Consider the following 22,482-nt stretch of genomic DNA (forward strand, 5'->3'; position numbering starts at 1 on the left):
TATATTCGCTTTTGCATGCTAATTTAGCACTTATCTCAAAGACCTATTCATCTTCTCATGTACTCTTTTGATCAACTGGGCTACAGCTTAGAAAGTTTTGCTGGAACTATCCCGACCATCCAAAAAACTTGGGTTCTGATCCTCATTCCATTATTCTCAGTAATCTTTTTTCCGACAATAGCTCAGACAGGAGCTACTCTGCTTTGGTCAGATGAATTTGATCAAAATGGACTTCCAGATCCTGAAAAGTGGGGCTACAATGTAGGAGACCATGGATGGGGAAATAATGAGTTGCAATTTTACACCGAAGCCAACCCTTCCAACGCCCGAGTGGAAAACGGGGTATTGATCATCGAGGCCAAGCAGGATTCTTCCTTTGCCAAAGGATACAGCTCGGCCCGCTTAGTCACCAAAGGCAAGGCCGCCTGGCAATATGGATACATTGAAGTCAGGGCCAAGCTTCCTGAAGGTGTAGGTACCTGGCCCGCGATCTGGATGCTGGCTGAGGAAAATCGCCATGGAGGATGGCCAAAAAACGGAGAAATTGACATTATGGAACACGTAGGCTATGATCCAGGTACAGTTCATGGCACGGTTCATACTGCAGCTTTCAACCATACCAAAAACACCCATAAAGGAGCTCAGGTGAATGTGCCTGATTTTAATTCGGAGTTTCACGTGTATGCCATCGATTGGACTGCCGAAAAAATTGATTTCTACAAAGACGGAGAGCGGTATTTTACTTTTGAAAACACAGGTGGAGACTATCAGGAGTGGCCCTTTGATCAGCCTTTTCATCTGATTCTGAATATTGCAGTGGGAGGAAACTGGGGTGGACAGAAAGGTGTGGATCCTGATATTTGGCCTCAGCGAATGGAAATCGATTATGTGCGAGTCTATGATCAAATGCCGAAAGGGCAATAAACTTGGCGCACTTGGAGGTATTTGTCCGAAATTTTTTGGAATGTTTCCTTTTGTCCGTTAATTAGACCAAGTTTCATTGTTAGCATTACTTACCTCATGCAAGATTCCTATACCAAAAGAAGGAAGATCAGAGCCTTCATTATCATCAGTGTTCTGCTTTTGATGCTCTATGCTAAAAATCTTCTGGAAAGACAATCATTCAAAAATATAAGCACAACCTTTACAGAAGTTTACAATGACCGCCTAGTCGTGGAAAGTTACATTTTTGGAATTTCTGAAAAACTTTTCCAAATCCAGAAACTGATCGATCACTGCGATGTGGAATATGACTATTCCAAAGTCATCAATGAGATTTCAACCTATGAGGCTCAGATTCTGGAAGTGGTTACAGAATTTGAGCAAACCAAATTGACCCCTGAAGAGGCAACGTATTTAAATGATTTCAAAAAAATCATCACTCAAGACCTTAATATCAAAAGCTATGAACTGCTCTATTCCGATTCCTCAGGGGTAAACAGAGCTCAGGTCAGAATCTATGACAAAAAAATCAGCGATGCTCGGAAGGATTTGGACAACCTCAGCAATATTCAGCTTCAAGAAGGGGAAAGGATCATTACCAAAGCCAAGACTTTGATCAACCGATCTCAAATATGGGCCCAATTTGAGGTGGCCATTTTGATTATTTTGGTGGTGGTGATGTTTTTGTTCCTTTTCCGCCCGGTCAGGAGAAATGAAGGAATGATTTAACCTTAATACAGTCAAAAGGTTATTCTTGCTTTTTCCTAAAAAATTGAGTTACCATAAAAAGAGGTTGCCTCAAAAATCGTTTCGTTGTCAGCCTGACCCTTCGACTTCGCTCAGGGTGACAGGAGTCGAAGGCCATTACCAGCTTTCTGGACGACATTTCGACTTCGCTCAATGTGACAAACTTTACTTTTGAGACATCCTCGTTTTGTTTTTGGGATTAAATCGCCCAGGCTTTGTCACCTTTTTGGTAATCAATGCAGCCGTCATACCGGCCGGGAACTTCCACATATCGCAGAGCTTGGGATGCCCCGATTTCTGAGGTGAAATATCCCAGGACAGTCAGGTCGCGAAGCATATTGATAATGATCGGCTTGCGCTCTTCCCCACTGTTTTTGAATTGTTCCTGAAGACCATTTAAGTAAGCTAGGCGATCTTCTGCACTGGCCTGAATAAAGTCACTGCCTTTTTCTGCTTTGAATTCCTTACGTATGGTGTTCAGTCCATCGATGAAGGCTTGCTGCTGCTCGGCATCATAGGTATCCTTAACCATCATCTGCATGAATTCACCGATTTTGGTAGCCTTGGCGCCGGGAGTATCTGTAGTAGGAATAATGGTTTCTCCGATTTCATCCAGAAAGGCTAAATCTTCAGGGCTGAAGTTCAGATCTTTGATTTGATTTTCGGGAGCGCATCCTGTCAGGATTGCGGTGGCACCGATCATCGTACCCCCCATCATCAGTGCGACGCTTTTTAGTGCATCTCTTCTGTTCATTACTGTCATAGCTTTTATCGATTAGAGGTTTTGTCTTTTCAATTCTTCCACAGCAAAATTCGCAGCTCTTGCAGTCAGTGCCATGTAGGTGAGGGAGGGGTTTTGGGCTGCGGCAGAAGTCATGCAAGCGCCATCTGTGACGAATACGTTTTTGGCTTCCCAAACCTGATTGTTCCCATTGAGTACAGAGGTTTTTGGATCTCTTCCCATCCGGGCCGTGCCCATCTCGTGGATGCCTTGGCCGAAGGTATATCCCGCATCAAAGGTTCTTACATTTTTGAATCCGGCTACTTCCAGCATCTCAGCCATGTCATTCATCATGTCCTGACGCATTTTCAGCTCGTTGTCCTTGATCTCTGCGTTCATGACCAGGGCTTCCATTCCCCACTTGTCTTTCACCGTATCGCTTAATCGGATTTGATTTTCATGATAAGGAAGAATTTCACCGAAGGCTGTAAATCCGGCACTCCAAGGTCCCGGTTCGGTCAAGGCTTCTTTCATCGGAGCTCCAAAGCCTAATTCAGCCACATCTCTGGACCAGCCACTACGGCTGGCACCTCCCTGATAGCCAAATCCTCTCAGATAATCTCTCTTGTCTCCATTGATGTTTCTGAATCGGGGGATATAAAGTCCGGTAGGTCTTCTGCCAAAGTAATACTTGTCCTCATAGCCTTCCATTTGTCCGTTGGCACCGCAGCGGAAGTGGTGGTCCATGACGTTATGCCCCAATTCTCCGGAACTTGAACCCAATCCTCCTGGCCAGATATCGGTAGCGGAACGCATCAAAATTGCTGTGGAGTTGAAGGCAGAAGCGCAGAGGAAGATGATTTTTGCATCAAATTCATAAGTCTGATTGGTTTCCGCATCCAAGACCTCTACTCCAGTAGCCTTTTGGGTGTCTTTGTCATAGATCAGTCTTCTTACAATAGACCAAGGTCTCAGGGTAAGGTTTCCTGTAGCCAAAGCGGCAGGATAAGTGGACGACTGAGTACTGAAATATCCTCCAAAAGGACAACCTAAGGAGCACTTGTTTCGATATTGACAGCCCGATCTGCCAGGCAAGGGATCGGTATTGTTGGCTGGACGACCTATGGTCCAAGTTCTTGCACCGGCATAGTGGGCTTTGATTTTTTCTGCGGCATCTTTTTCCACACAGTTCATAGGAACAGGGGTTTGAAACTCTCCATCGGGAAGAATCTCCAATCCGTCTTTGGATCCGGATACGCCTATGAATTTTTCCACATAGCTATACCAAGGAGCCAAATCATTGTATCGGATAGGCCAGTCCACAGCTATACCTTCTTTGGCATTTGCTTCAAAATCCACATTAGCCCATCGATAGGACTGACGGCCCCAAAGCAAAGATCGGCCACCTACCTGATAGCCTCTAAACCAGGTGAAGGGCTTCTCTTCCACATAGGGAGAGTCGCTTTCGTGAGCCCACCAATCCAGATTAAGTTCATTGAGTACGTAGTCTCTTCTCAGGTTGGGATGGTTTTCCAACATTTCCTGAGTTCGGCGTCCTCTATGCGGGATTTCCCATGGGGGTAGTGTGGCTGTTTTATAATCCTTCACATGCTCAACCATCGGGCCTCTCTCCAGGAGCAATACTTTCAGCCCCTTCTCCGTCAGCTCTTTTGCGGCCCAACCGCCGCTAATCCCTGACCCAACTACGATTGCGTCATATTTCTCATTTGCCATAAGTATGGTATTTGGTTAATTAATTTTCTTAAACGTCACAAACCTGCACGGCATGTCCCAGTGCAGCGATTTTATCTTGTCCTTTGGGGATGAATTCATGAGAAACATACCCCTTAAACCCAGAATCCACAATGGCTTGCATGATGGGCGGATAATATATTTCCTGAGATTCATCCAGATCATTTCTTCCGGGATTGCCGGCAGTATGGTAATGACCGAAGTACTGATGGTTATTGCGGATAGTCCGGATGATGTCACCCTCGTCTATCTGCATATGGTAGATGTCAAAAAGAAGCTTAAAGTTGTCACTCGAAATCCGCTTGCATAGCTCTACTCCCCATGCGGACTTATCGCACATGTAGTCTTTATGATCCACGCGGCTGTTGAGTAGTTCCATTTGAATGATGACTCCGTGTTTTTCGGCATCGGCCAATATTCTCTTTATTCCTGCTTCGCAATTTTTCAAACCGGTTTCATCATCCATTCCCCTCCGGTTGCCGGAAAAGGCAATCAGGTTTTTGTACCCGTTTTTTGCTACCAGAGGGATGACTTCCTTGTAGTTTTTTTCCAACTGATCGTGGAATTTCGGATCATTGAAGCCGTCTGGTATACCTAGCTCCGCGCCGTTGCACATGGAGCAGTGGATGCCGTGCTTCTGAAGGGTAGCCCAGTTATTCGGGCCAACTAGGTCGATAGCCTGTACGCCGACAGTTTTGATCCCTACACAGAGCTCTTCGAGAGACAGGGGTCTCATGGACCAGGCGCATACGCCATGATTGATATTTCCTTTCAAGGTGGGGAGTTTTTCCTCTTTCCATTCAAAAGAGGAGAGTGACCCCAGCGCGGCACCGCCAAAAGCCAGTTTTTTCACGAGAGATCGTCTTCCGGAATCAAAATCCATGGTTAGTTTGGGTTAGTAATAGGTTTGATTTTTTCCTTTTTGAAAAAAGAAATGAAAAATAGTAAAACCAAAACGGAAATACCAGCAGGAATCAACCAAATCGATGTCCAGTCATGTTTTCCTGAGCCATCGAGGAAATGATTAGAGATTTGACCGGCTGCCCAAAAACCGATCAGCATGCCCACTCCATACGTGGCCAAGGTGATGAGGCCCTGCGCGGAGGATTTAAATCGATGTCCGGCGTGAGCATCGGTATAAATCTGTCCGCTTACGAAAAAGAAATCATAACAAACTCCATGCAGGGCTATCCCTACCAAAAGCATCCACACGCCAGAGTCAGCATCCCCAAAAGCGAAAAACAAATAGCGGATCGCCCAAGCCAGCATGGCCACGATCAGGGTCTTTTTAATGCCAAATCTGGAGAAAAACAAAGGCAAGGCTAGCATAAACAAAACTTCCGAAACCTGGCCAATGGTCATTTTTCCAGTGGAATTCTCTACCCCGATCTCTGTCAAGAAGGGACTGGCATTCTGATAATAGAACGCAAGCGGAATACAGATCAAAATCGAAGACAAGAAGAAAATGGCAAAGTTTCGATGTTTGAGAAGGGCCAAGGCATCCAATCCCAAAGCTTCTGAAAGCTTAAACTCACCCTGGGCCTGAGCCCTAGGCGGGGTAGCAGGAAGGGTAAAGCTGTAAATGCCCAATGCCAAAGAAACCAAGCTTGCCATCAACCAGGTGTTTTTGAGCATCCCATCAGCTAATCCGGCAACACTATCCCATCCTAAAGTAGAAATCAAAAGACCGGAAGCTATCCATCCTATGGTCCCCCAAACCCGGACTATGGAAAACTCCTTGGCCGGATCTTTCATCTGATTGAAGGAAATGGAATTGACTAAGGCAAGGGTAGGCATAAACAAAATCATGTAAGCCAAAAGAACCGGGAAAAAGCCGGAAAAATCCGTGGAGCTGTAGAGCGAGTACATCAAGCCAGCCCCTAAAAGATGAATTGCGCCTAAAATTCTTTGAGCATGAAAATACCGGTCAGCAATCAGTCCGACGATAAAGGGAGCGATGATGGCACCGAATGATTGGGTGGAAAAAGCCAAGGAAATCTCCTGATCGGCTGATTTTAAATTATTTCCCAAAAATGTACCCATGGTGACATACCAAGAACCCCAGACAAAAAACTCCAAAAACATCATAAGTGACAGGCGAAATTTGGTCATTGGGTTCATAGGCGATGAGAGGGGATTTTTTCGAAGAAAAAGTGGTTTTCTGCTTTCAGATTTAAATTTTGGGCTTTTTGCTGTATTTTAAGCATCTGTTTCCAGATTCTGAAGAAAAGGATCGGAAAGTTTTGTCAAGCCATTCATAAACCCATGAAGCTATTGATCAGAAATTAGCCAAACAGGGCTGAGAATACCCGAAATTCCAGTTTTAAATAACACAACTCAAAATAACCTTTAAACTAAACTATTGACTATGTCAACGGCAAGAAAACTCAAACTAGGTCTAGTGGGAGGCGGCCCAGGATCATTCATTGGAGCCATTCATCTCAACGGAGCCCTGATGGATGGGATGTTTGAAATGGTATGTGGAGCTTTTAGCTCCAATCCTGAAAAATCCAGACAAAGAGGAGAGGAACTAATGATAGACCCTTCCCGAGTCTATGGAAGCTACGGTGAAATGTTTCAAAAAGAGGCAGAGCTTCCCGAGGATCAGCGAATGGATGTGGTAGCCATTGTGACTCCGAACAATGTTCATTTTGACCCAACTGTCAAAGCTCTGGAGCATGGATTTCATGTGGCTTTGGATAAGCCGTTGACGCTCAATTATGCCGAAGCCAAAGCGCTTTATCCCATAGTGAAAAATTCTGACCGGAGATTTCTTCTCACCCATACCTATACGGGATACCCTATGATCAAGCAGGCCAAGCAGATGGTCATGAACGGGGAGATTGGAGAGGTCCGAAAAGTCTATGTAGAATATCCCCAAGGTTGGTTGTACAAGCTTTTGGAAACTGAAAACAACAAACAAGCCGAGTGGAGGACAGACCCGGCCCGAAATGGACAAGCGGGCTGTATGGGAGATATCGGTACCCATGCCTTCAATATGGCAGAATACATCACGGGCCTCAAGGTGACTAAAATTTGCGCAGACCTGTATATTAAGATCCCAGGAAGGCCGATTGATGACGACGGAGTGGTTTTGCTTGGCTTTGAAAATGGTGCATCTGGGGTGTTGATGGCTTCTCAGACGGATACAGGCTGTGAAAACAACCTCAAAGTCCGGGTTTACGGACAAAAAGGAGGCTTGGAGTGGGAGCAGGAGCTCAATAATTCATTGACCGTACGATTTCCAAATGAGCCTGCCAGAATTTTCCGTGCTGGAACAGGTTACCTGGGCTCTTTGGCTCAGGAAAATACCCGAACTCCGGCAGGGCATCCTGAAGGATACATTGAGGCCTTTGCTAATCATTACCGAAATTTTGCCCGCTGCATTTACGCAGACCGTGCAGGGCAAAAGCCGAATTGGGAATGGGAAGACTATCCGGGTATCGAGGATGGCATTCGAGGAATGGCCTTTATCGATTTGGTACTGAAAAGCAACGAATCTGATCAAAAATGGACTCCATTTGTGGTAGAGAAATAGGCCACCGTTTAGTATTTTGTCACCAGACAGGCTAAGACCTTTTCTGCCTAATCATAAAAATCAATAAACAGAACTCAAAAAAATAAAGTGAACCTGATATGAAAACGATCAAAGGACCGGCTATATTCTTGGCACAGTTTGCCGATGACAAAGCCCCTTTCAACAACCTAAAAAATATTTGTGAATACATGGCCGACCTCGGCTATAAAGGGGTGCAGATCCCTTCTTGGGACGGGAGAATGATAGATTTGCAAAAAGCAGCAGAAAGCAAAACGTATGCAGATGAAATCGCCGGAATCGTGGAAGACAGCGGCATGGTTATCACTGAGCTTTCTACCCACCTTCAGGGGCAATTGGTAGCCGTTCACCCTGCTTATAATGAACTATTTGACGGCTTTGCTCCGGCAAATTTGAAGGGAGACTTGAAAGGAAAGTCTGAGTGGGCTACCCAGCAGCTCAAATATGCGGCGAAAGCCTCTGCTAACCTAGGTCTCAATGCCCATGCTACTTTCAGCGGAGCCTTGATGTGGCACACAGTGTATCCTTGGCCTCAGCGTCCGGCAGGATTGGTAGATACCGGCTTTACCGAATTGGCAAAGCGTTGGAAGCCTATTTTGGATGCTTTCGATGAGGTGGGAGTGGATGTATGCTATGAGCTGCACCCGGGAGAGGATCTCCATGACGGGATCACTTTTGAGATGTTTTTGGAAAAATTAGGCGGTCACAAGCGGGCCAATATTCTATATGATCCTTCCCACTTTGTGCTTCAATGCCTAGATTACCTACAGTTTATTGATTTCTATCATGAGCGAATCAAAATGTTCCATGTAAAGGATGCAGAATTCAATCCGACAGGAAAGCAGGGAGTCTATGGAGGTTTTCAGGGCTGGGTAGAAAGAGCCGGAAGATTTAGATCCCTAGGGGATGGGCAGGTTGATTTTGCGGGAATATTTAGCAAACTTTCGCAGTACGATTACAGCGGATGGGCCGTTTTGGAATGGGAGTGTGCCATCAAGCATCCTGAGCAGGGTGCAGCAGAAGGTGCTCCGTTTATTCAAGGACATATCATCCGGGTGACCGAAAAAGCCTTTGATGATTTTGCCGGGACCGGTGCTGACGAGGTCTTCAACAGAAAAGTTTTAGGAATTTAATTCACTTTATTTATACACGTAACAAAATGAAAATTGCAAAAAAAGTAAATCTAGGTCTGCTGGCATTAGCCGCGATTACCTTTGCATGTGGGGGAGGAGAGAAAGCATCATCAAGCAGTGAGACAGCGGAGGTAGCAGCCCCAGCTCCTGCCAAAGAGGTGAGCTTGGAAGAGAAGTACGCCAATGACCCGATTTACATCAAGGGCTTGGAAAAAGTAAAAGGGTCCGATTGTACCTCATGCCATATGGTGGAAAGAAAAATCGTAGGCCCTTCTTACGCAGAGGTAGCTGCCAAATATGAAAGCACCGAAGAGAACGTAACTATGCTTGCTCAAAAAGTAATTCAGGGTGGCGTAGGCGTTTGGGGAGAGGTGCCTATGCCTGCACATCCGGGACTTAGTGAAGAAGATGCCAAGGATATGGTGCGATACGTATTGTTGTTAAAAAAATAAGAAAATGAAGAAAAGTTATTGGGCAGGATTGGCTTTGGTAGGGATGCTAGCATCTTGTGCGTCACCCAAATCCGATGAAGCAGAAAGTACCACAAGCGAAGAGACTGCAGCAGCACCTGCTGAGGAATGGATACCTCTTTTTGACGGTCAGACCTTCAATGGCTGGTCCAAATACGGCGGAGGAGAAGTGGGGAAAGCCTGGAAGATTGAAAATGGAGAACTTTTTCTGGATGCCGCCAACAAAGATGGCTGGCAAACTGGAGACGGTGGTGATATTATTACTACCGAGGAGTTTGAAAACTTCCATTTCAAATGCGATTGGAAAATTGCTCCCAATGGGAACAGTGGTATTATTTTCCTGGTCCATGAATCACCTGAATACGACTACCCTTGGCAGACCGGGCCTGAAATGCAGGTTTTGGATAATGAAGGCCACCCCGACGCCAAGATCATCAGTCATAGAGCAGGAGATCTTTACGATCTGATCGTTAGCAGCGAAGAGACAGTGAAGCCAGCCGGAGAGTGGAATACAGCGGAGATCATTGTCGATCAGGGAAATCTCGAACTTCGCCTCAATGGAGTAGCTGTAGTTAAAACCACCCTTTGGACACCTGAATGGGAGGAATTGATTGCCAAAAGCAAATTCAAGGACATGCCCGGATTCGGAAAATACAAGAAGGGCAAAATTGCACTTCAAGACCACGGAGATGTAGTGCACTACCGAAACATCCTGATCAAAAAGTTGTAAACCAAATGCCCGGAGAACCCGGGCATTTTTTTTTGATATTTTATCAAGCGTTGACTAAATGCTTTATTTCTTTCCCGTGCTCATCGGTTGTTTTTTCCAAATAAGATTTGGAAGCAATTCAATACCGGGTGACATTCTCCTTTTTGATGTAGGCTGTTTGCTCTTTCCATTCCACCTCGTACCAAACGTCCTTTGAGGATTTGATTTTGACTCGGTGACCAGGTTCTACCCGCTCGATGAGTTCTCCTCCCGCACTGGGCTTAGTGACAATGTAGGTAGGACTTCCTGTGACTAGGCCGGTTTTTGGTGCTTTGAAAAAATTGTTGAAGAGGAAAAGTAAAATGATCAGTGTAATAGATGGCCAGAAAAACCTGGCTTCTGTCAGATTGCTTCGATTGGACCATAGGAGAATGAATGAGACAAGCAAGGCCAAAGCCAAAAGTCCTACAATAATCTCCTGATAGCCCACGAGAAAAACCAGAAACCTCATCCCGTCACTTACTTCATACCCTTCGATTACGGTCTGCCCTGTGAGATCCTTGATTTTGGATATGGTCTGTGGGTTGGGGTTAAGGTCGTAATATTTACTCAGGTAAAGAGCGGCGTTTTCCTTGTCGCCAATTCCTTCCGAAATAAAGGCCATTTTGAGCAACATGGAGGGAGAATAGATGCCATTTTGGAAATTACTCCTGTAAATTTCCATGGCTTCCTTGTAGCTTTTGTTTTCAAACAAAGAATCTGCTACCAAAAGCTGGGGGGTATCGGCCTGACAATGAATTGTTTGCAAAAGCAATAAAAAAAATATAGAAAGTTTTGCTAGAAAGATTGAATTGGTACTTGGCATTTAAAGATCAGAGTCATAAATTTGCAGTCCAATTACGGCAATGATCTAGCAAAAAGCAAGGCCAAACCCCGGATTTGGAAGATTTAAGATTCCGTAGCTCAGCTGGTAGAGCATAACACTTTTAATGTTAGGGTCCTGGGTTCGAGCCCCAGCGGGATCACAAATGATCACAACAGGGTCAACGGGTGAGAAGCCTGTCCCGATGAGAGGCGAGAGCCTCGATTTCGGGAAGCCCCAGCGGGATCACAGAAGAGTACCAAGACTCACAAGGAGTTAGAAAGTTTCGGGGTGTAGCGTAGCCCGGTATCGCGCCACATTTGGGATGTGGAGGTCGTAGGTTCGAATCCTGCCACCCCGACTTAATTTATACTAGAAATAGTATCCAGGTCCTGTAGCTCAACTGGATAGAGCAACTGCCTTCTAAGCAGTAGGTTTCAGGTTCGAGTCCTGACAGGATCACTTTAAAGAAAATAGAAGCGGAAGATCTCCGCTTTTTATTTTGATTCCGTAGCTCAGCTGGTAGAGCATAACACTTTTAATGTTAGGGTCCTGGGTTCGAGCCCCAGCGGGATCACAGAAGATCAAAAAAAAGCCAATCGGATAGATTGGCTTTTTTTTTAGAAGTTGAGTGGGTCCAGATGTTTGAAATGGCCATTCTGTTTGATTTTTTCCTTGGCTTGCTCTACTGCCTTGATTACCGGAATCATCCTCTTGAAATGATGAATGAGATATTCAGCTCTTTCGTTTTCGGATGACATCTTAAAAAGCTCCAGCTCTTCTTCCAGCTTTAAGCCTACTTTATGAGCAAAAGTAAAAGATGTGACTGTTTTGGGGTCAAAGACATTTGGGTAATTTAAAAGATGAAGGATTTCTTTGAGATAAAAAATAAACTCATGATGCGTCACTTGGCTGATTCTGGGGTCATTGGGCAAAAACTCAATCTCTCCTCCAGAATAAAGTTTACCGGGCATAGGATTGTCAAAGGACAAAATCCTAAATGGGCGTAGGCCTAGAGTCTGAATATCCATTCTTCCATCCTCATACCTTTTATGAACTCGGATCAACTTTACTTCTGTGCCGTATCCGGAAAGCTGATTGGTGTATGTGCAAATACCAAAGTTAATTTTTTGAGACTCTACGTCCCCCATGAGCTGCCTGTACCTAGGTTCGAAGATGTGCAAATTCACTTCCTCATCAGGAAAGGCAACTAGCTTGAGTGGGAAGAATGGGAGATACATGCTCTATAGCGGATTTTCTTTGTAACTCTAAAATAATGCTTTGGTTGCCTTTTTAGAAGTAGTCAAAAAAAAGCCCCGGGATATTTTCCGGGGCTTTACTATTATTTTTTAGCGATGTAAGCGAGCAAGTCAATTACCTTGTTGGAATATCCCCACTCGTTGTCATACCAAGAAACCACCTTCACAAAGGTGTCCGAAAGCTGAATTCCTGCCTCAGCATCAAAGATGGAGGTTCTAGGATCGCCGATGAAGTCATTGGATACTACGGCATCTTCAGTGTAGCCCAAAACTCCCTTCATGGATGTCTCAGACACTTCCTTCATTTTAGCGCAGATTTCAGCGTATTTGGCTGGCTTTTTAAGTCTTACTGTCAAATCCACAACAGACACATCCGGTGTAGGTACACGGAATGCCATACCTGTAAGCTTACCATTCAATTCAGGGATTACTTTTCCTACGGCTTTGGCGGCACCCGTAGAGGACGGGATGATATTCTGTCCAGCGCCACGTCCACCTCTCCAATCCTTGGCAGAAGGTCCATCTACGGTCTTCTGGGTAGCGGTTGTCGCATGCACAGTAGTCATCAATCCTTCTTCAATACCCCAGTTGTCGTGGAGTACTTTGGCAATTGGAGCCAGGCAGTTGGTCGTACAAGAAGCATTGGACACAAAAGTCATGTCTGGGGTATAGGTATGCTCATTCACTCCCATGACAAACATTGGTGTGTCGTCCTTGGAAGGCGCAGACATAATCACTTTTTTCGCTCCGGCATCGATATGGGCCTGAGCAGTCTCTTTGGTCAAGAAGATACCAGTAGATTCGATAATATAATCTGCCCCGATGTCTCCCCACTTTAGGTTGGCAGGGTTTTTCTCAGAAGTCACTCGGATGCTGTTTCCGTTGACTACCAGATTTCCATCCTTTACTTCTACTGTACCCTTGAATTGACCATGGGTAGAGTCATATTTTAGCATATACGCCATGTAGTCTACATCAATCAAGTCATTGATGCCTACTACCTGAATGTCTTCTCTTTCTGTGGCCACACGGAATGCCAAGCGGCCGATTCTTCCGAATCCGTTGATTCCTACTTTAATTTTGCTCATAAGCTATTATTATTTTGAGTATAGGTTTGAATTTAAAAACTTCTTCAGGGGGCAGCTTGGCCCAAAATCTCCTGAATGACAGCCTAAGTTATTACAAATAAATGGTCTCCCCAAACTTCTAATGTCCTCTGAATTACCAATGGCTGTGGATTTGAAATTCAAACGATTTCGGGTTTGAAAATTTTTCTTTTGTTCCGATGGCAGTTAGAAATTACCTCTTTTCCCTAATTTCAGCATTCATATTCACTAAGTTTATGTTTGTCAAAGCGATTCAGGAAGTCGCGGGTTTTACCCGTGCTATTCATTCCATTTCCAGAAATTTTGGAAGTCAAAAAGCTCAAAGAGGGGCTGCAACTCTGTTTTTTGTCAATGAGGAGGGCTGGGCCTTAACGTGTAAGCATGTGGCCCAATGGGTTGCACAAGCGGACATGATCAATAAGAAATTCCATCAATATCAAAGCGAAAGCAGAGGACTGTCTTCCCAATTGGCCAAAACTGTGGCCAATAAATTGGGACTGGATGATTCTAAAACAGCCGAAATGCGGATCACCTTTGTGGATTGTGTAGATAAAATCCAAAATATACGCTTTGTCAATCATCCGGAATATGATTTGTCCTTGATCAAAATCGAGGGTTTTGAAAAATTGGGAGTAACTCAATTCCCCAGGTTTTTGAAAGACCATCAGCAGGTCCAACCCGGTCAGATGCTTTGTCGGCTGGGTTTTCCTTTTCCTGAGTTCAATAATTTTCAACTTAACTTGGCCAAAGATCAGTTGGAATGGACACAAGCCGGTCAGCCCCGATCTCCACGTTTCCCTTTGGAAGGGATGGTTACCCGCTTCTTGGGGGATAAGACCGGAAAAGTCTATGGTATTGAAATGAGTACGCCCGGGCTCCGAGGGCAAAGTGGGGGACCGCTATTTGATTCCGAAGGCACAGTAGTCGGGATGCAAAGCCGGACCAAGCATCTTCATTTGGGATTTGATATTGAGGAGAAAGAAATCGTAGCACACGGCAAATCGAAAAAAGTGAATGATTACTCCTTCATCCATCTTGGAGAATGTATTCATGTCTCCGCCATCAAGGAATTTATGGATCAGCAAGGAGTGAAATATCATCTCGCTTAGTCGTTTAGTCTAAACTTTTCCAAAGTTTAGAACTTTGGAAAAGTTGGAATGAAAAAGCCGAGTTAAAAACCCGGCTTTACTCTTTTATACCAATTGAGCAAGAATTTCATTAAAGGTTTGACTCGGCCTCATAGCGACAGAAGTCTTGGCCTCATCGGGTCTGTAATAGCCTCCTATATCTACCGACTTTCCTTGGGAGCCATTGTATTCTGCGACGATTTTTTCTTCGTTTTGAGCCATTGCTTTAGCTATCGGAGCAAACTTCGCTGCTAATGAAGGATCCTCGGTTTGCTTGGCCAATTCCTCAGCCCAATACATGGCCAAGTAGAAATGACCGCCTCGGTTGTCCAGCTTTCCCACCACTCGAGCAGGAGATTTGTCCTCTTCCAGCCATCTTCCGGTGGCTTTGTCCAAAGTTGCTCCCAAAAGCTTGGCTTGTGCGTTTCCAAAGGTTTCGCCCAAATGCTCCAGAGAAACTGCCAAAGCGAGGAATTCGCCAAGAGAATCCCAGCGTAAGTGGCCTTCGGTGACAAATTGCTCCACATGCTTCGGAGCTGATCCCCCCGCACCGGTTTCAAACAAGCCGCCTCCATTCATCAACGGAACGATGGAGAGCATCTTGGCAGAAGTGCCCACTTCCAGAATGGGAAACAAGTCAGTCAGGTAGTCTCTTAGCACGTTTCCGGTCACGGAGATGGTATCCTTTCCTTCCACAATTCTTTCGCAAGAAAATTGGGTGGCTTCCATAGGAGACATGATGTGGATTTCCAGCCCTTTGGTGTCATGGTTTGGCAAGTATTGCTCCACTTTCTTGATCAATTCCCGGTCATGAGCCCGGTTTTTATCCAGCCAGAAAACAGCAGGAGTTTGAGATAGTCTCGCTCGGGTCACCGCAAGTTTTACCCAGTCTTGAATAGGGGCGTCCTTGGTCTGACACATTCTCCAGATATCTCCGGCTTCGACTTCATGGGAAAGAAGAACTTTTCCTTCAGCATCTATCACGTTTACCGTGCCGGCAAAAGGAATTTCGAAGGTTTTGTCGTGTGATCCGTACTCTTCGGCTTTCTGTGCCATTAAGCCCACATTGGGTACAGAACCCATGGTGGCCGGGTCAAAAGCCCCGTTTTTCTTACAAAAATCAATCACAGTCTGATAGACTCCGGCATAGCTGCGGTCTGGAATTACTGCTTTGGTATCCTGAAGTTTCCCCTCCTTGTTCCACATTCTACCGGAAGTTCGGATCATAGCAGGCATAGAGGCATCGATGATCACATCGCTGGGTACGTGGAGATTTGTAATTCCTTTGTCCGAATTGACCATTGCCAAGTCAGGACTATCTGAATAGCAAGCATCAATGTCTGCAAGAATCTTGCTCTTTTTTTCTTCGGAAAGCTTATCCAAGTTGGCTAAAAGGTCTCCAAAGCCATTATTGACGTCTACTCCAATGGATTTGAGCGTTTCTGCATGTTTGGTGAAAACCGGCTCGAAAAATACCCGTACCGCATGACCAAAGATGATAGGATCGGAAACCTTCATCATGGTGGCTTTCATATGGAGGGAGAAAAGAATGCCCTTTTCCTTAGCGTCGGCTTTTGCTTTTTTTAGGAATGTCTTGAGCTGGGATACACTTAATGTAGCCGCATCAATGACTTCTCCTGCCTGAAGCTTGAGTCCTGATTTGAGTATTTCTTTCTTTCCGTCTTTACCGCTAAGTTCAATGGAAACTGTAGTAGGAGAGGATAAGGTGATCGACTTTTCGCTTCCGTAAAAGTCTCCTGAGCTCATGCTATCTACATGGGTTTGGGAATCTGCTGCCCATTTTCCCATAGAATGAGGATGTTTCTTGGCGTAGTTTTTTACTGCCAAGGGAGCTCGTCGATCCGAGTTGCCTTCGCGAAGTACTGGGTTTACTGCAGATCCTTTGATCTTATCGTATTTTGCTTTAATCGATTTTTCTTCCTCGTTTTTAGGCTCTTCGGGATAGTCGGGTAAAGCGTACCCCTTTTCCTGCAATTCCTTGATGGCTGCTTTCAGCTGCGGAACAGAGGCAGAGATATTGGGCAACTTGACAATATTGGCTTCAGGAGTAGTAGCAATCTGCCCCAATTCTGCCAAGGCATCTCCGATTTGTTGTTCCGGTTTTAAAAACTCAGGAAAATTAGCAATGATTCTTCCGGAAAGTGAGATGTCTCTTGTTTCCACCTCTATGCCTGCTGAGTGGGTAAATGCCTGAACGATTGGGAGTAAGGAATAAGTAGCTAGCGCTGGAGCTTCGTCGGTCAGAGTGTAGAGAATTTTGGGTGAGTGACTCATAGGTTTCATCTAGTGGTGAAGGATTTATGTCTGTCTTTTTTTGGTCCGAAAACTTGGTTCTTCGGCTGGGGAAAAATAAGGACAGAGCTAAATTGGAGGGCTAAAATACAAAAATTGGGGTGGTTTCAAACTGCCTTTCAAGGAGAGTTAAGGCCGTTCTTCCGGGTTTATTTGGTGATCTGAAAAGAATCTGCATCCTGCCAAGCGGGAAATTTGGTTCGGTAATCTTCCAAATCCTTGAAATTGAGAGAGATGGTTTGGATGGACTCTTCCTCTTCCAGGTTTAGGATTTTTCCCCCTTTAAAGTCAAAAACTGCGCTGTGACCATTGTATTGGATGCCATTTCCGTCAGTTCCGATTCGATTCACTCCAAAGGAATAAGCAAGATTTTCGATCGCTCTTGCTGGGAGCAGGGCGTCCCAGGCACTTACTCTTGCTGCTGGCCAGGATGCTACGTAAAATAGTACATCGTAGCCCGCAATTCCATCTTCCCAACCGTTTCTCGCCCATACAGGGAATCTGAGATCGTAGCATATCTGAGGGCAAAAATTCCAACCTTTCAGGGTAAAAATCGGAAGTTGCTTTCCGGGGGAAAAAGTCTTTTCCTCATCTGCCATTCTAAAGAGATGGCGCTTGTCGTAATGCTCGGTGTGGCCATCCGGGCATACCCACAGAAGCCTATTGAAAAAGTGTCCTCCTTCGCTGATGATTGCACTTCCTGTGATCACTGCCCCGGTTTGGGCTGCCATCTGCTTCATCCATTTGTGGATGTGAAGGTTCATAGGCTCGGCCAGCTTCTGTGCCTCCATGGTAAATCCGCTTGGAAACATTTCCGGAAGTACAATTAAATCGCATCGCCCCTTCAACTCCCAGATTTTCTCTTCCAGCATCGCCAGATTGGCGGTTTTGTCCAGCCAATGCAAATCTGTCTGTACGAGTGCAATCTTTATCTCGGGGCTTTTTTCCATTAGCGAAGGGGGTAAATCATGCGGTAATCCGTGGAAATTTTACCCTTGCTTACATCAATCAGTTTGGATTGGATGAGCCTTTTTTTCAAACCTTTCAGGTAATCCACAAAAAGAATTCCCTCCAAATGATCGTACTCATGCTGAATTACTCGGGCGGTCATTCCGGAGAATTCTTCTTCCTGCAGGTTCCAGTTTTCGTCGAAATACTCTATGGTCAATTTTTCAGGCCGGATGATTTCCGCCCGTACATCAGGGATACTTAGACAGCCTTCTTCAAAACCATAATTATCCCCATATTCATCCAGGATGATGGGGTTGATGAATGCTTTTCGGATTCCCTTTTCTTCGTCATTTTCGTCCAGCATGAGTGTACTGTCGATGACAAAAAGGCGTATTCCTTGGTTAATCTGAGGAGCAGCCAGACCCACCCCATTGGCATGGTCCATGGTGGCATACATGTCCTGGATCAGCTTGGAGATGTCGGTGCCTTCGGCAATGTCCTCAGCTTCTTTTTTCAATATCGGGTTGCCATAAGCAACTATCGGGTAAATCATTGTCTTTCTAAATAGGATTGAAGAATGATGGCGGCAGAGACCTTGTCCAGGTTGCCGGCCTTTTCTTTTCTGTCTTTTTTCTTGCTTCCCATGGCTATCATGCTTTGCATGGCCATTTTGGAAGTAAATCGCTCGTCGATCAATACTGTTTTTTTCTCCGGAAAAACACGCTCAAGTTCTGATTTCAAACTTCTGACCTTTGGAGTCATTTCGTTGTCCTGCCCGTTGAGCCGGATAGGAAGTCCTAAAACCAGGGTGTCTACTTCCTCTTTGGTAAAGTAGGCTTTCAGGAAAGGGATTAATTGAGCCGTGTCTATTGTCTCCAAAGGATTTGCGGTAATCTGCAGCGGATCAGTAACAGCAATTCCGGTGCGCTTGGTTCCCAAATCAATGGCGAGGATTCTTGCCATCAGTTGGTTTGGATTTGTTTGCGGATTTTTCTGAGTGCCTCTACTTCCAGCTGAACAGCTTTGGGGAATAGGAGTTCATCCTCGATTTTGGCGTGGATGGACAGTTCCTTTTCAAAATTCTGCAACTCATGGTAAAGCACTCTCATGGTCAGCGGGGCATCCTCGTCGAGGAAATAATCCTTGGTCAGCTGTCGGATTCCCTGCATTTCGTCGTCGTGGATTTCATGTTGATCGGCAAGCAGCCGAATAGGATCTTTTTCCAAAATCACCAAAGCATCTTGAGTTCTGAAGTTTCCATCTTCGATGTCCTGAAGTAGCTCAATCCGCTTAAACATCCGACTTTCTTCCTCATGGATGTGATGAATGAAGTCTTCCACAAACATGGGGAACATGATTTTCAAGTCTGCCATCAAAGATACATACTTGGAGTCAGCGGTGATTCCGGAGACCATGTTGGATAGAAAAGGAAGTTCTTGTCTGACGAAATAGTAATGTTTCTTTTTTAAATAAGCGACAAGAAGCTCGATGGGATTCAGGTAGAGATCTTCAACGGAAGGGTCCTTTTGTTCTGCCCAAGCTTCCAATTCTGCCACCAGTTGCTGGGGATTTACTTTGTGCTTGCGGCAGACTTTTTCCAGAGAATCAGTGGGGTATTGATAAAAGCTGATCCCAAAGTAGTGCAAAACAGCAGCGAAAACATAGTTCTCGGAAACTAGTTCACCAACAGAATTTTTTTCAAATCCGGGATTTAACTTCATTGCACAAAATTAATTTTTTTTGAGGGAAAAAGTTGGGGTATTCAGACCTTTATCTTTTCCTATCGTATAATGAATCGTTAATTTTATCTAAAATCCATTTTAAACTCAAATGATTTTCTTGTAGTTTGAGTTACTTAGAGGAGATAACAATAAATCACGTGAGCGAGACTAAAAATTCAAAAGCCCAAATCAGATTGCCCATACTTTTGGCCTTGGCTATTTCTGCCGGAATATGGATCGGGGCGACTTTTGCCGAACCCAAAGGCAATCAAAATGATCTCAGAGCAGCACTTTACAAGCTACAGGAGATTATGACATACATAAATAGGGACTATGTAGACAGCGTCAATACCAACGAGCTGGTGGAATTCGGTATCAACAAGATGCTCGAACACCTGGATCCGCACTCTAGCTATATTCCTGCCCGCGATGCTTCTCTTGCCCAATCACAACTGGAAGGGGAGTTTGATGGGATAGGGGTTGAATTTGGTATCATCCGAGATACCATCTATGTAGTGGCTCCGCTTACAGGAGGTCCATCCGAAGCTTTGGGAATCCAGTCCGGAGATCAGATTATTTCCGTGGATGGGAAAAATGTCGCAGGTATCGGTATTACCAACCGGGATGTATTTAACTACCTGAGAGGCCCAAGAGGCTCGAAAGTGGTGGTGGATATCAAGCGAAAGAATAATCCGGACCTGATCACCTACGAGATCACCCGGGATAAAATCCCGCAATACAGTATTCCTGCTGCTTATATGGTCAATGATGAAATTGGGTACATTAAAGTAACCCGGTTTGCTGCCACCACCTATGAAGAATTTAGAAAGTCAGTTAGTGACCTCCAAGCGAAAGGTATGAAGAAGCTGATCATAGACCTTCAGGGAAATCCGGGAGGATATATGGGTGCTGCTATCAATATGGCCGACGAATTATTGGGAGATCGTGATTTGATTGTTTCACAAGAAGGAAAAGTATCTCAATACAGTCAGAAGGCTTTTGCTTTCAAGCCGGGTATGTTTGAGGAGGGCTCTGTGATCGTGTTGATCAATGAGGGTTCTGCATCGGCGTCAGAGATTTTGGCTGGAGCTATTCAGGACAATGATCGGGGACTGATTGTTGGTAGAAGATCTTTTGGAAAAGGTCTTGTGCAAATGCCGATTGACTTGTCGGATGGAGCTGAATTGCGATTGACCATTGCTCGGTATTTCACCCCCTCAGGAAGATCTATTCAAAAGCCCTACAGCTCAGATTACGAGGCTTACGAGAAAGACTGGATGGATCGGTATGAGCATGGAGAGTTTTTCTCTGCAGACAGCATCAAGTTCAATGACAGTCTAAAATACGAAACCAAAAAAGGCCGATTAGTCTACGGAGGTGGAGGGATCATGCCAGACTACTTCGTGCCATTGGACACCACCATGAACAGTGCCTATGTGACCCGTTTATTCAATTCGGACTCCTCAAGAGAGTTTATCTTGGATTTCTATGGCAAGAATAAGGATAGCTTTACTTCTATGTCATTGGATGAGTATTATACCCAATATAAAGTCAGTGATGCTATGCTGATGGAGTTGACCGAGTTTGGCAAGAAAAATAAAGTGGATTTTGATGCCAAGGATTTTAACAACTCTAAGGAATATCTGAGGTTATTGGTCAAAGCTCATTTGGGTCGTCAGATATTTGATGACAATGCCTTCTACAAAGTGGTCAATGATATCAATGAAGTCTATATGCGGGCGATCAATCTTTTTGATGAAGCAGATCGAATTGCAATGGCTACTGACCTGAAAGAAGAATAGAGTTTTCTCATAAAAAATAAATTAAAATTAAGCCAGCCATTGAAAGAAATGGCTGGCTTTTTCATTTTGAGAAGAAATTGGCTATCATTAATCATCCAACCCAGAAAACCATGAAAACCCTTTTTACCTGTTTATTCTTGACGTTTGCTATGACTTCTTTAGCCCAAATTAAAGTGAATCACATTGCCGTCCATGTGACAGAATTGAAACGAAGCATGGATTTCTATCAGAATGTACTTGCGCTCAAGGAAATCGAAGAACCTTTCAAGGATGGGTTGCATGCTTGGTACGACATCGGGGGAGGGGCTTCTTTACATTTGATCGAAGCGGCAAATCATCCGAAAGAAAAGTCAAAAACCAATCACTTGTGCTTTAGCATTCCTGATATGGCAGCTTTCGTAGCCAATATGAAAGCAAGAAATTATCCTTTCGAAAGTTGGGCAGGGGTAAAAGGAGAAATCACCAACCGGGTGGATGGTATCAAGCAGATCTATATCCAAGACCCGGATGGATACTGGATCGAGATCAATGATGATTTTTAAATAGATTATTTTCCTAGCTCTCTTTGATCAATTCAACAGTAGGAACTCGGAACCTCTCACCATAAACCCCTTCAGGAAGGCCTTTTCCACAGCCGATAATCATGCATATCTCTGAGGAAGAGGGGAGATTGAGCAGCTTTTTCACCCGCTTGGAGTCATGTCCCTCCATGGGGCAGGTGTCGTAGCCGGAGGCTTTCATCCCGAGCATAAAGGTCATTGCGGCCAAAGAAGCGCTTTTGTGAACAGAAATCCGAACCTCCGTTTCACCCACTTCCCGCACCATGGGTCTTTTTAGCCCCACCCACCAAGCGATTAGCTTTTTGATTAATGACCAGCCGGGGTAGTAGGAATACAGCTTGGGGATCAATTTGTCATAATAGCTCAATGCCTGTTTCTGCTTTTTGTCCGGCTTGCCTTCGTATGATTTCTTGATGTAATCATAATTGGCTTTGGCGTGGGATTTCCAAAGGTCTCTTCGGGTTACCACCACGACCAATTCCCGGGCGGTAGTGGCTGCTTTTTGTCCCATACAAAGCTTGGCCAGTTGGTTCTTGAGGGGGGAGGTTTCCGGTACACGGACAAAGTTATAGAGCTGCAGGTTGGAGCTGTTGGGGGAAAGGATCGCCGCCTCGAGGCATTTTTGGACAATCGAATGGTCAAAAGGAGCAGTCTGATCGAAGATTCGTACTGATCGTCTCTGCTCCACCGCTTCAAAAAATCCTAATTCCTGTAGTTTATTCCTCATTTATCCTTTTTGAGGTCAAATTTA

22 protein-coding genes and 4 tRNA genes are annotated in these 22,482 nt (G+C 44.9%); 13 read left to right on the plus strand and 13 right to left on the minus strand.

What is annotated here, in order from left to right; all coding sequences use genetic code 11:
- Positions 1-57 precede the first annotated feature (57 nt).
- Positions 58-924: a glycoside hydrolase family 16 protein gene (locus tag AAA942_RS17840; RefSeq protein ID WP_338221664.1), complete on the plus strand. Its 867-nt coding sequence runs from the start codon at positions 58-60 to the stop codon at positions 922-924.
- Between the two features lie 96 nt (positions 925-1,020).
- A complete protein-coding gene (locus AAA942_RS17845; protein ID WP_338221665.1) occupies positions 1,021-1,671 on the plus strand; it encodes an MCP four helix bundle domain-containing protein in 651 nt (216 codons plus the stop codon).
- Between the two features lie 217 nt (positions 1,672-1,888).
- On the opposite strand, the gene AAA942_RS17850 is transcribed toward AAA942_RS17845, so the two are convergent.
- The 4 genes from AAA942_RS17850 to AAA942_RS17865 are packed head-to-tail and all read right to left on the minus strand — an operon-like array spanning position 1,889 to position 6,283.
- A complete protein-coding gene (locus AAA942_RS17850) occupies positions 1,889-2,443 on the minus strand; it encodes a gluconate 2-dehydrogenase subunit 3 family protein (RefSeq protein ID WP_338221666.1) in 555 nt (184 codons plus the stop codon).
- A gap of 21 nt (positions 2,444-2,464) precedes the next feature.
- A complete protein-coding gene (locus AAA942_RS17855; RefSeq protein ID WP_338221667.1) occupies positions 2,465-4,144 on the minus strand; it encodes a GMC family oxidoreductase in 1,680 nt (559 codons plus the stop codon).
- Between the two features lie 28 nt (positions 4,145-4,172).
- A complete protein-coding gene (locus tag AAA942_RS17860) occupies positions 4,173-5,045 on the minus strand; it encodes a hydroxypyruvate isomerase family protein (RefSeq protein WP_338221668.1) in 873 nt (290 codons plus the stop codon).
- Positions 5,046-5,047: 2 nt separating this feature from the next.
- Positions 5,048-6,283 carry a nucleoside permease gene (locus AAA942_RS17865; protein WP_338221669.1) on the minus strand — a complete coding sequence of 412 codons (1,236 nt, stop codon included), beginning with the start codon at positions 6,281-6,283 and terminating at the stop codon, positions 5,048-5,050.
- Positions 6,284-6,530: 247 nt separating this feature from the next.
- Between AAA942_RS17865 and AAA942_RS17870 the strand changes: the two genes are divergently transcribed.
- From AAA942_RS17870 to AAA942_RS17885, 4 genes are all read left to right on the plus strand, one after another.
- A complete protein-coding gene (locus AAA942_RS17870) occupies positions 6,531-7,700 on the plus strand; it encodes a Gfo/Idh/MocA family protein (protein ID WP_338221670.1) in 1,170 nt (389 codons plus the stop codon).
- Positions 7,701-7,798: 98 nt separating this feature from the next.
- Complete coding sequence (locus AAA942_RS17875) at positions 7,799-8,851, plus strand: sugar phosphate isomerase/epimerase family protein (RefSeq protein ID WP_338221671.1); 1,053 nt, start codon at positions 7,799-7,801, stop codon at positions 8,849-8,851.
- A gap of 26 nt (positions 8,852-8,877) precedes the next feature.
- The gene (locus AAA942_RS17880; RefSeq protein ID WP_338221672.1) at positions 8,878-9,303 is read left to right on the plus strand and encodes a c-type cytochrome; all 426 of its coding nucleotides are present in this window, start codon (positions 8,878-8,880) and stop codon (positions 9,301-9,303) included.
- A 4-nt stretch (positions 9,304-9,307) separates the two neighbouring features.
- Entirely contained in the window at positions 9,308-10,051 is a 744-nt protein-coding gene (locus AAA942_RS17885) for a 3-keto-disaccharide hydrolase (protein WP_338221673.1), read from the plus strand.
- Between the two features lie 118 nt (positions 10,052-10,169).
- On the opposite strand, the gene AAA942_RS17890 is transcribed toward AAA942_RS17885, so the two are convergent.
- A complete protein-coding gene (locus AAA942_RS17890) occupies positions 10,170-10,838 on the minus strand; it encodes an SH3 domain-containing protein (RefSeq protein WP_338221674.1) in 669 nt (222 codons plus the stop codon).
- A 144-nt stretch (positions 10,839-10,982) separates the two neighbouring features.
- On the opposite strand from AAA942_RS17890, the gene AAA942_RS17895 reads away from it, so the two are divergent.
- The 4 genes from AAA942_RS17895 (at position 10,983) to AAA942_RS17910 (ending at position 11,469) form a co-directional block, all read left to right on the plus strand.
- Positions 10,983-11,055: transfer RNA gene (locus AAA942_RS17895), tRNA-Lys, on the plus strand.
- A 124-nt stretch (positions 11,056-11,179) separates the two neighbouring features.
- A tRNA-Pro gene (locus tag AAA942_RS17900) sits at positions 11,180-11,253 on the plus strand.
- Positions 11,254-11,280: 27 nt separating this feature from the next.
- A tRNA-Arg gene (locus AAA942_RS17905) sits at positions 11,281-11,354 on the plus strand.
- Positions 11,355-11,396: 42 nt separating this feature from the next.
- Positions 11,397-11,469 (plus strand) — tRNA-Lys (locus AAA942_RS17910).
- A 43-nt stretch (positions 11,470-11,512) separates the two neighbouring features.
- Here the strand turns inward: AAA942_RS17910 and AAA942_RS17915 are convergent.
- Together AAA942_RS17915 and gap are read right to left on the minus strand one after the other, a co-directional pair.
- Positions 11,513-12,133, minus strand: a complete 621-nt coding sequence (locus tag AAA942_RS17915; RefSeq protein WP_338221675.1) for an LON peptidase substrate-binding domain-containing protein — start codon at positions 12,131-12,133, stop codon at positions 11,513-11,515.
- 101 nt (positions 12,134-12,234) lie between these two features.
- Positions 12,235-13,239: a type I glyceraldehyde-3-phosphate dehydrogenase gene (gap, locus tag AAA942_RS17920; RefSeq protein WP_338221676.1), complete on the minus strand. Its 1,005-nt coding sequence runs from the start codon at positions 13,237-13,239 to the stop codon at positions 12,235-12,237.
- 197 nt (positions 13,240-13,436) lie between these two features.
- Here gap and AAA942_RS17925 point away from each other — a divergent pair, with 197 nt between their 5' ends.
- Positions 13,437-14,366 (plus strand): S1 family peptidase, encoded by a 930-nt coding sequence (locus AAA942_RS17925; protein WP_338221677.1) that lies wholly within the window; start codon positions 13,437-13,439, stop codon positions 14,364-14,366.
- 84 nt (positions 14,367-14,450) lie between these two features.
- On the opposite strand, the gene AAA942_RS17930 is transcribed toward AAA942_RS17925, so the two are convergent.
- The 5 genes from AAA942_RS17930 to AAA942_RS17950 form a co-directional block, all read right to left on the minus strand.
- Positions 14,451-16,679, minus strand: a complete 2,229-nt coding sequence (locus tag AAA942_RS17930) for an NADP-dependent isocitrate dehydrogenase (RefSeq protein ID WP_338221678.1) — start codon at positions 16,677-16,679, stop codon at positions 14,451-14,453.
- Between the two features lie 167 nt (positions 16,680-16,846).
- Complete coding sequence (locus AAA942_RS17935) at positions 16,847-17,647, minus strand: amidohydrolase (RefSeq protein WP_338221679.1); 801 nt, start codon at positions 17,645-17,647, stop codon at positions 16,847-16,849.
- Positions 17,647-18,201 carry a peptide deformylase gene (gene def / locus AAA942_RS17940; protein ID WP_338221680.1) on the minus strand — a complete coding sequence of 185 codons (555 nt, stop codon included), beginning with the start codon at positions 18,199-18,201 and terminating at the stop codon, positions 17,647-17,649. Before def ends, AAA942_RS17935 begins: the two co-directional genes overlap by 1 nt.
- Complete coding sequence (ruvX, locus tag AAA942_RS17945) at positions 18,198-18,611, minus strand: Holliday junction resolvase RuvX (RefSeq protein WP_338221681.1); 414 nt, start codon at positions 18,609-18,611, stop codon at positions 18,198-18,200. The genes def and ruvX overlap by 4 nt, the downstream gene beginning before the upstream one ends.
- Positions 18,611-19,369, minus strand: coding sequence for a hemerythrin domain-containing protein (locus AAA942_RS17950; protein ID WP_338221682.1), 759 nt, complete (start codon positions 19,367-19,369; stop codon positions 18,611-18,613). The genes ruvX and AAA942_RS17950 overlap by 1 nt, the downstream gene beginning before the upstream one ends.
- 158 nt (positions 19,370-19,527) lie before the next feature.
- Between AAA942_RS17950 and AAA942_RS17955 the strand changes: the two genes are divergently transcribed.
- Both AAA942_RS17955 and AAA942_RS17960 read left to right on the plus strand, forming a co-directional pair.
- A complete protein-coding gene (locus tag AAA942_RS17955) occupies positions 19,528-21,171 on the plus strand; it encodes a S41 family peptidase (RefSeq protein WP_338221683.1) in 1,644 nt (547 codons plus the stop codon).
- Between the two features lie 110 nt (positions 21,172-21,281).
- Positions 21,282-21,713 carry a VOC family protein gene (locus AAA942_RS17960; protein ID WP_338221684.1) on the plus strand — a complete coding sequence of 144 codons (432 nt, stop codon included), beginning with the start codon at positions 21,282-21,284 and terminating at the stop codon, positions 21,711-21,713.
- Positions 21,714-21,726: 13 nt separating this feature from the next.
- Here AAA942_RS17960 and AAA942_RS17965 read toward each other — a convergent pair whose 3' ends face one another.
- Positions 21,727-22,458 carry a nitroreductase family protein gene (locus AAA942_RS17965; RefSeq protein WP_338221685.1) on the minus strand — a complete coding sequence of 244 codons (732 nt, stop codon included), beginning with the start codon at positions 22,456-22,458 and terminating at the stop codon, positions 21,727-21,729.
- Positions 22,459-22,482: the final 24 nt, after the last annotated feature.

Source organism: Algoriphagus sp. oki45 (assembly GCF_036245605.1).
Classification (GTDB): Bacteria; Bacteroidota; Bacteroidia; order Cytophagales; family Cyclobacteriaceae; genus Algoriphagus.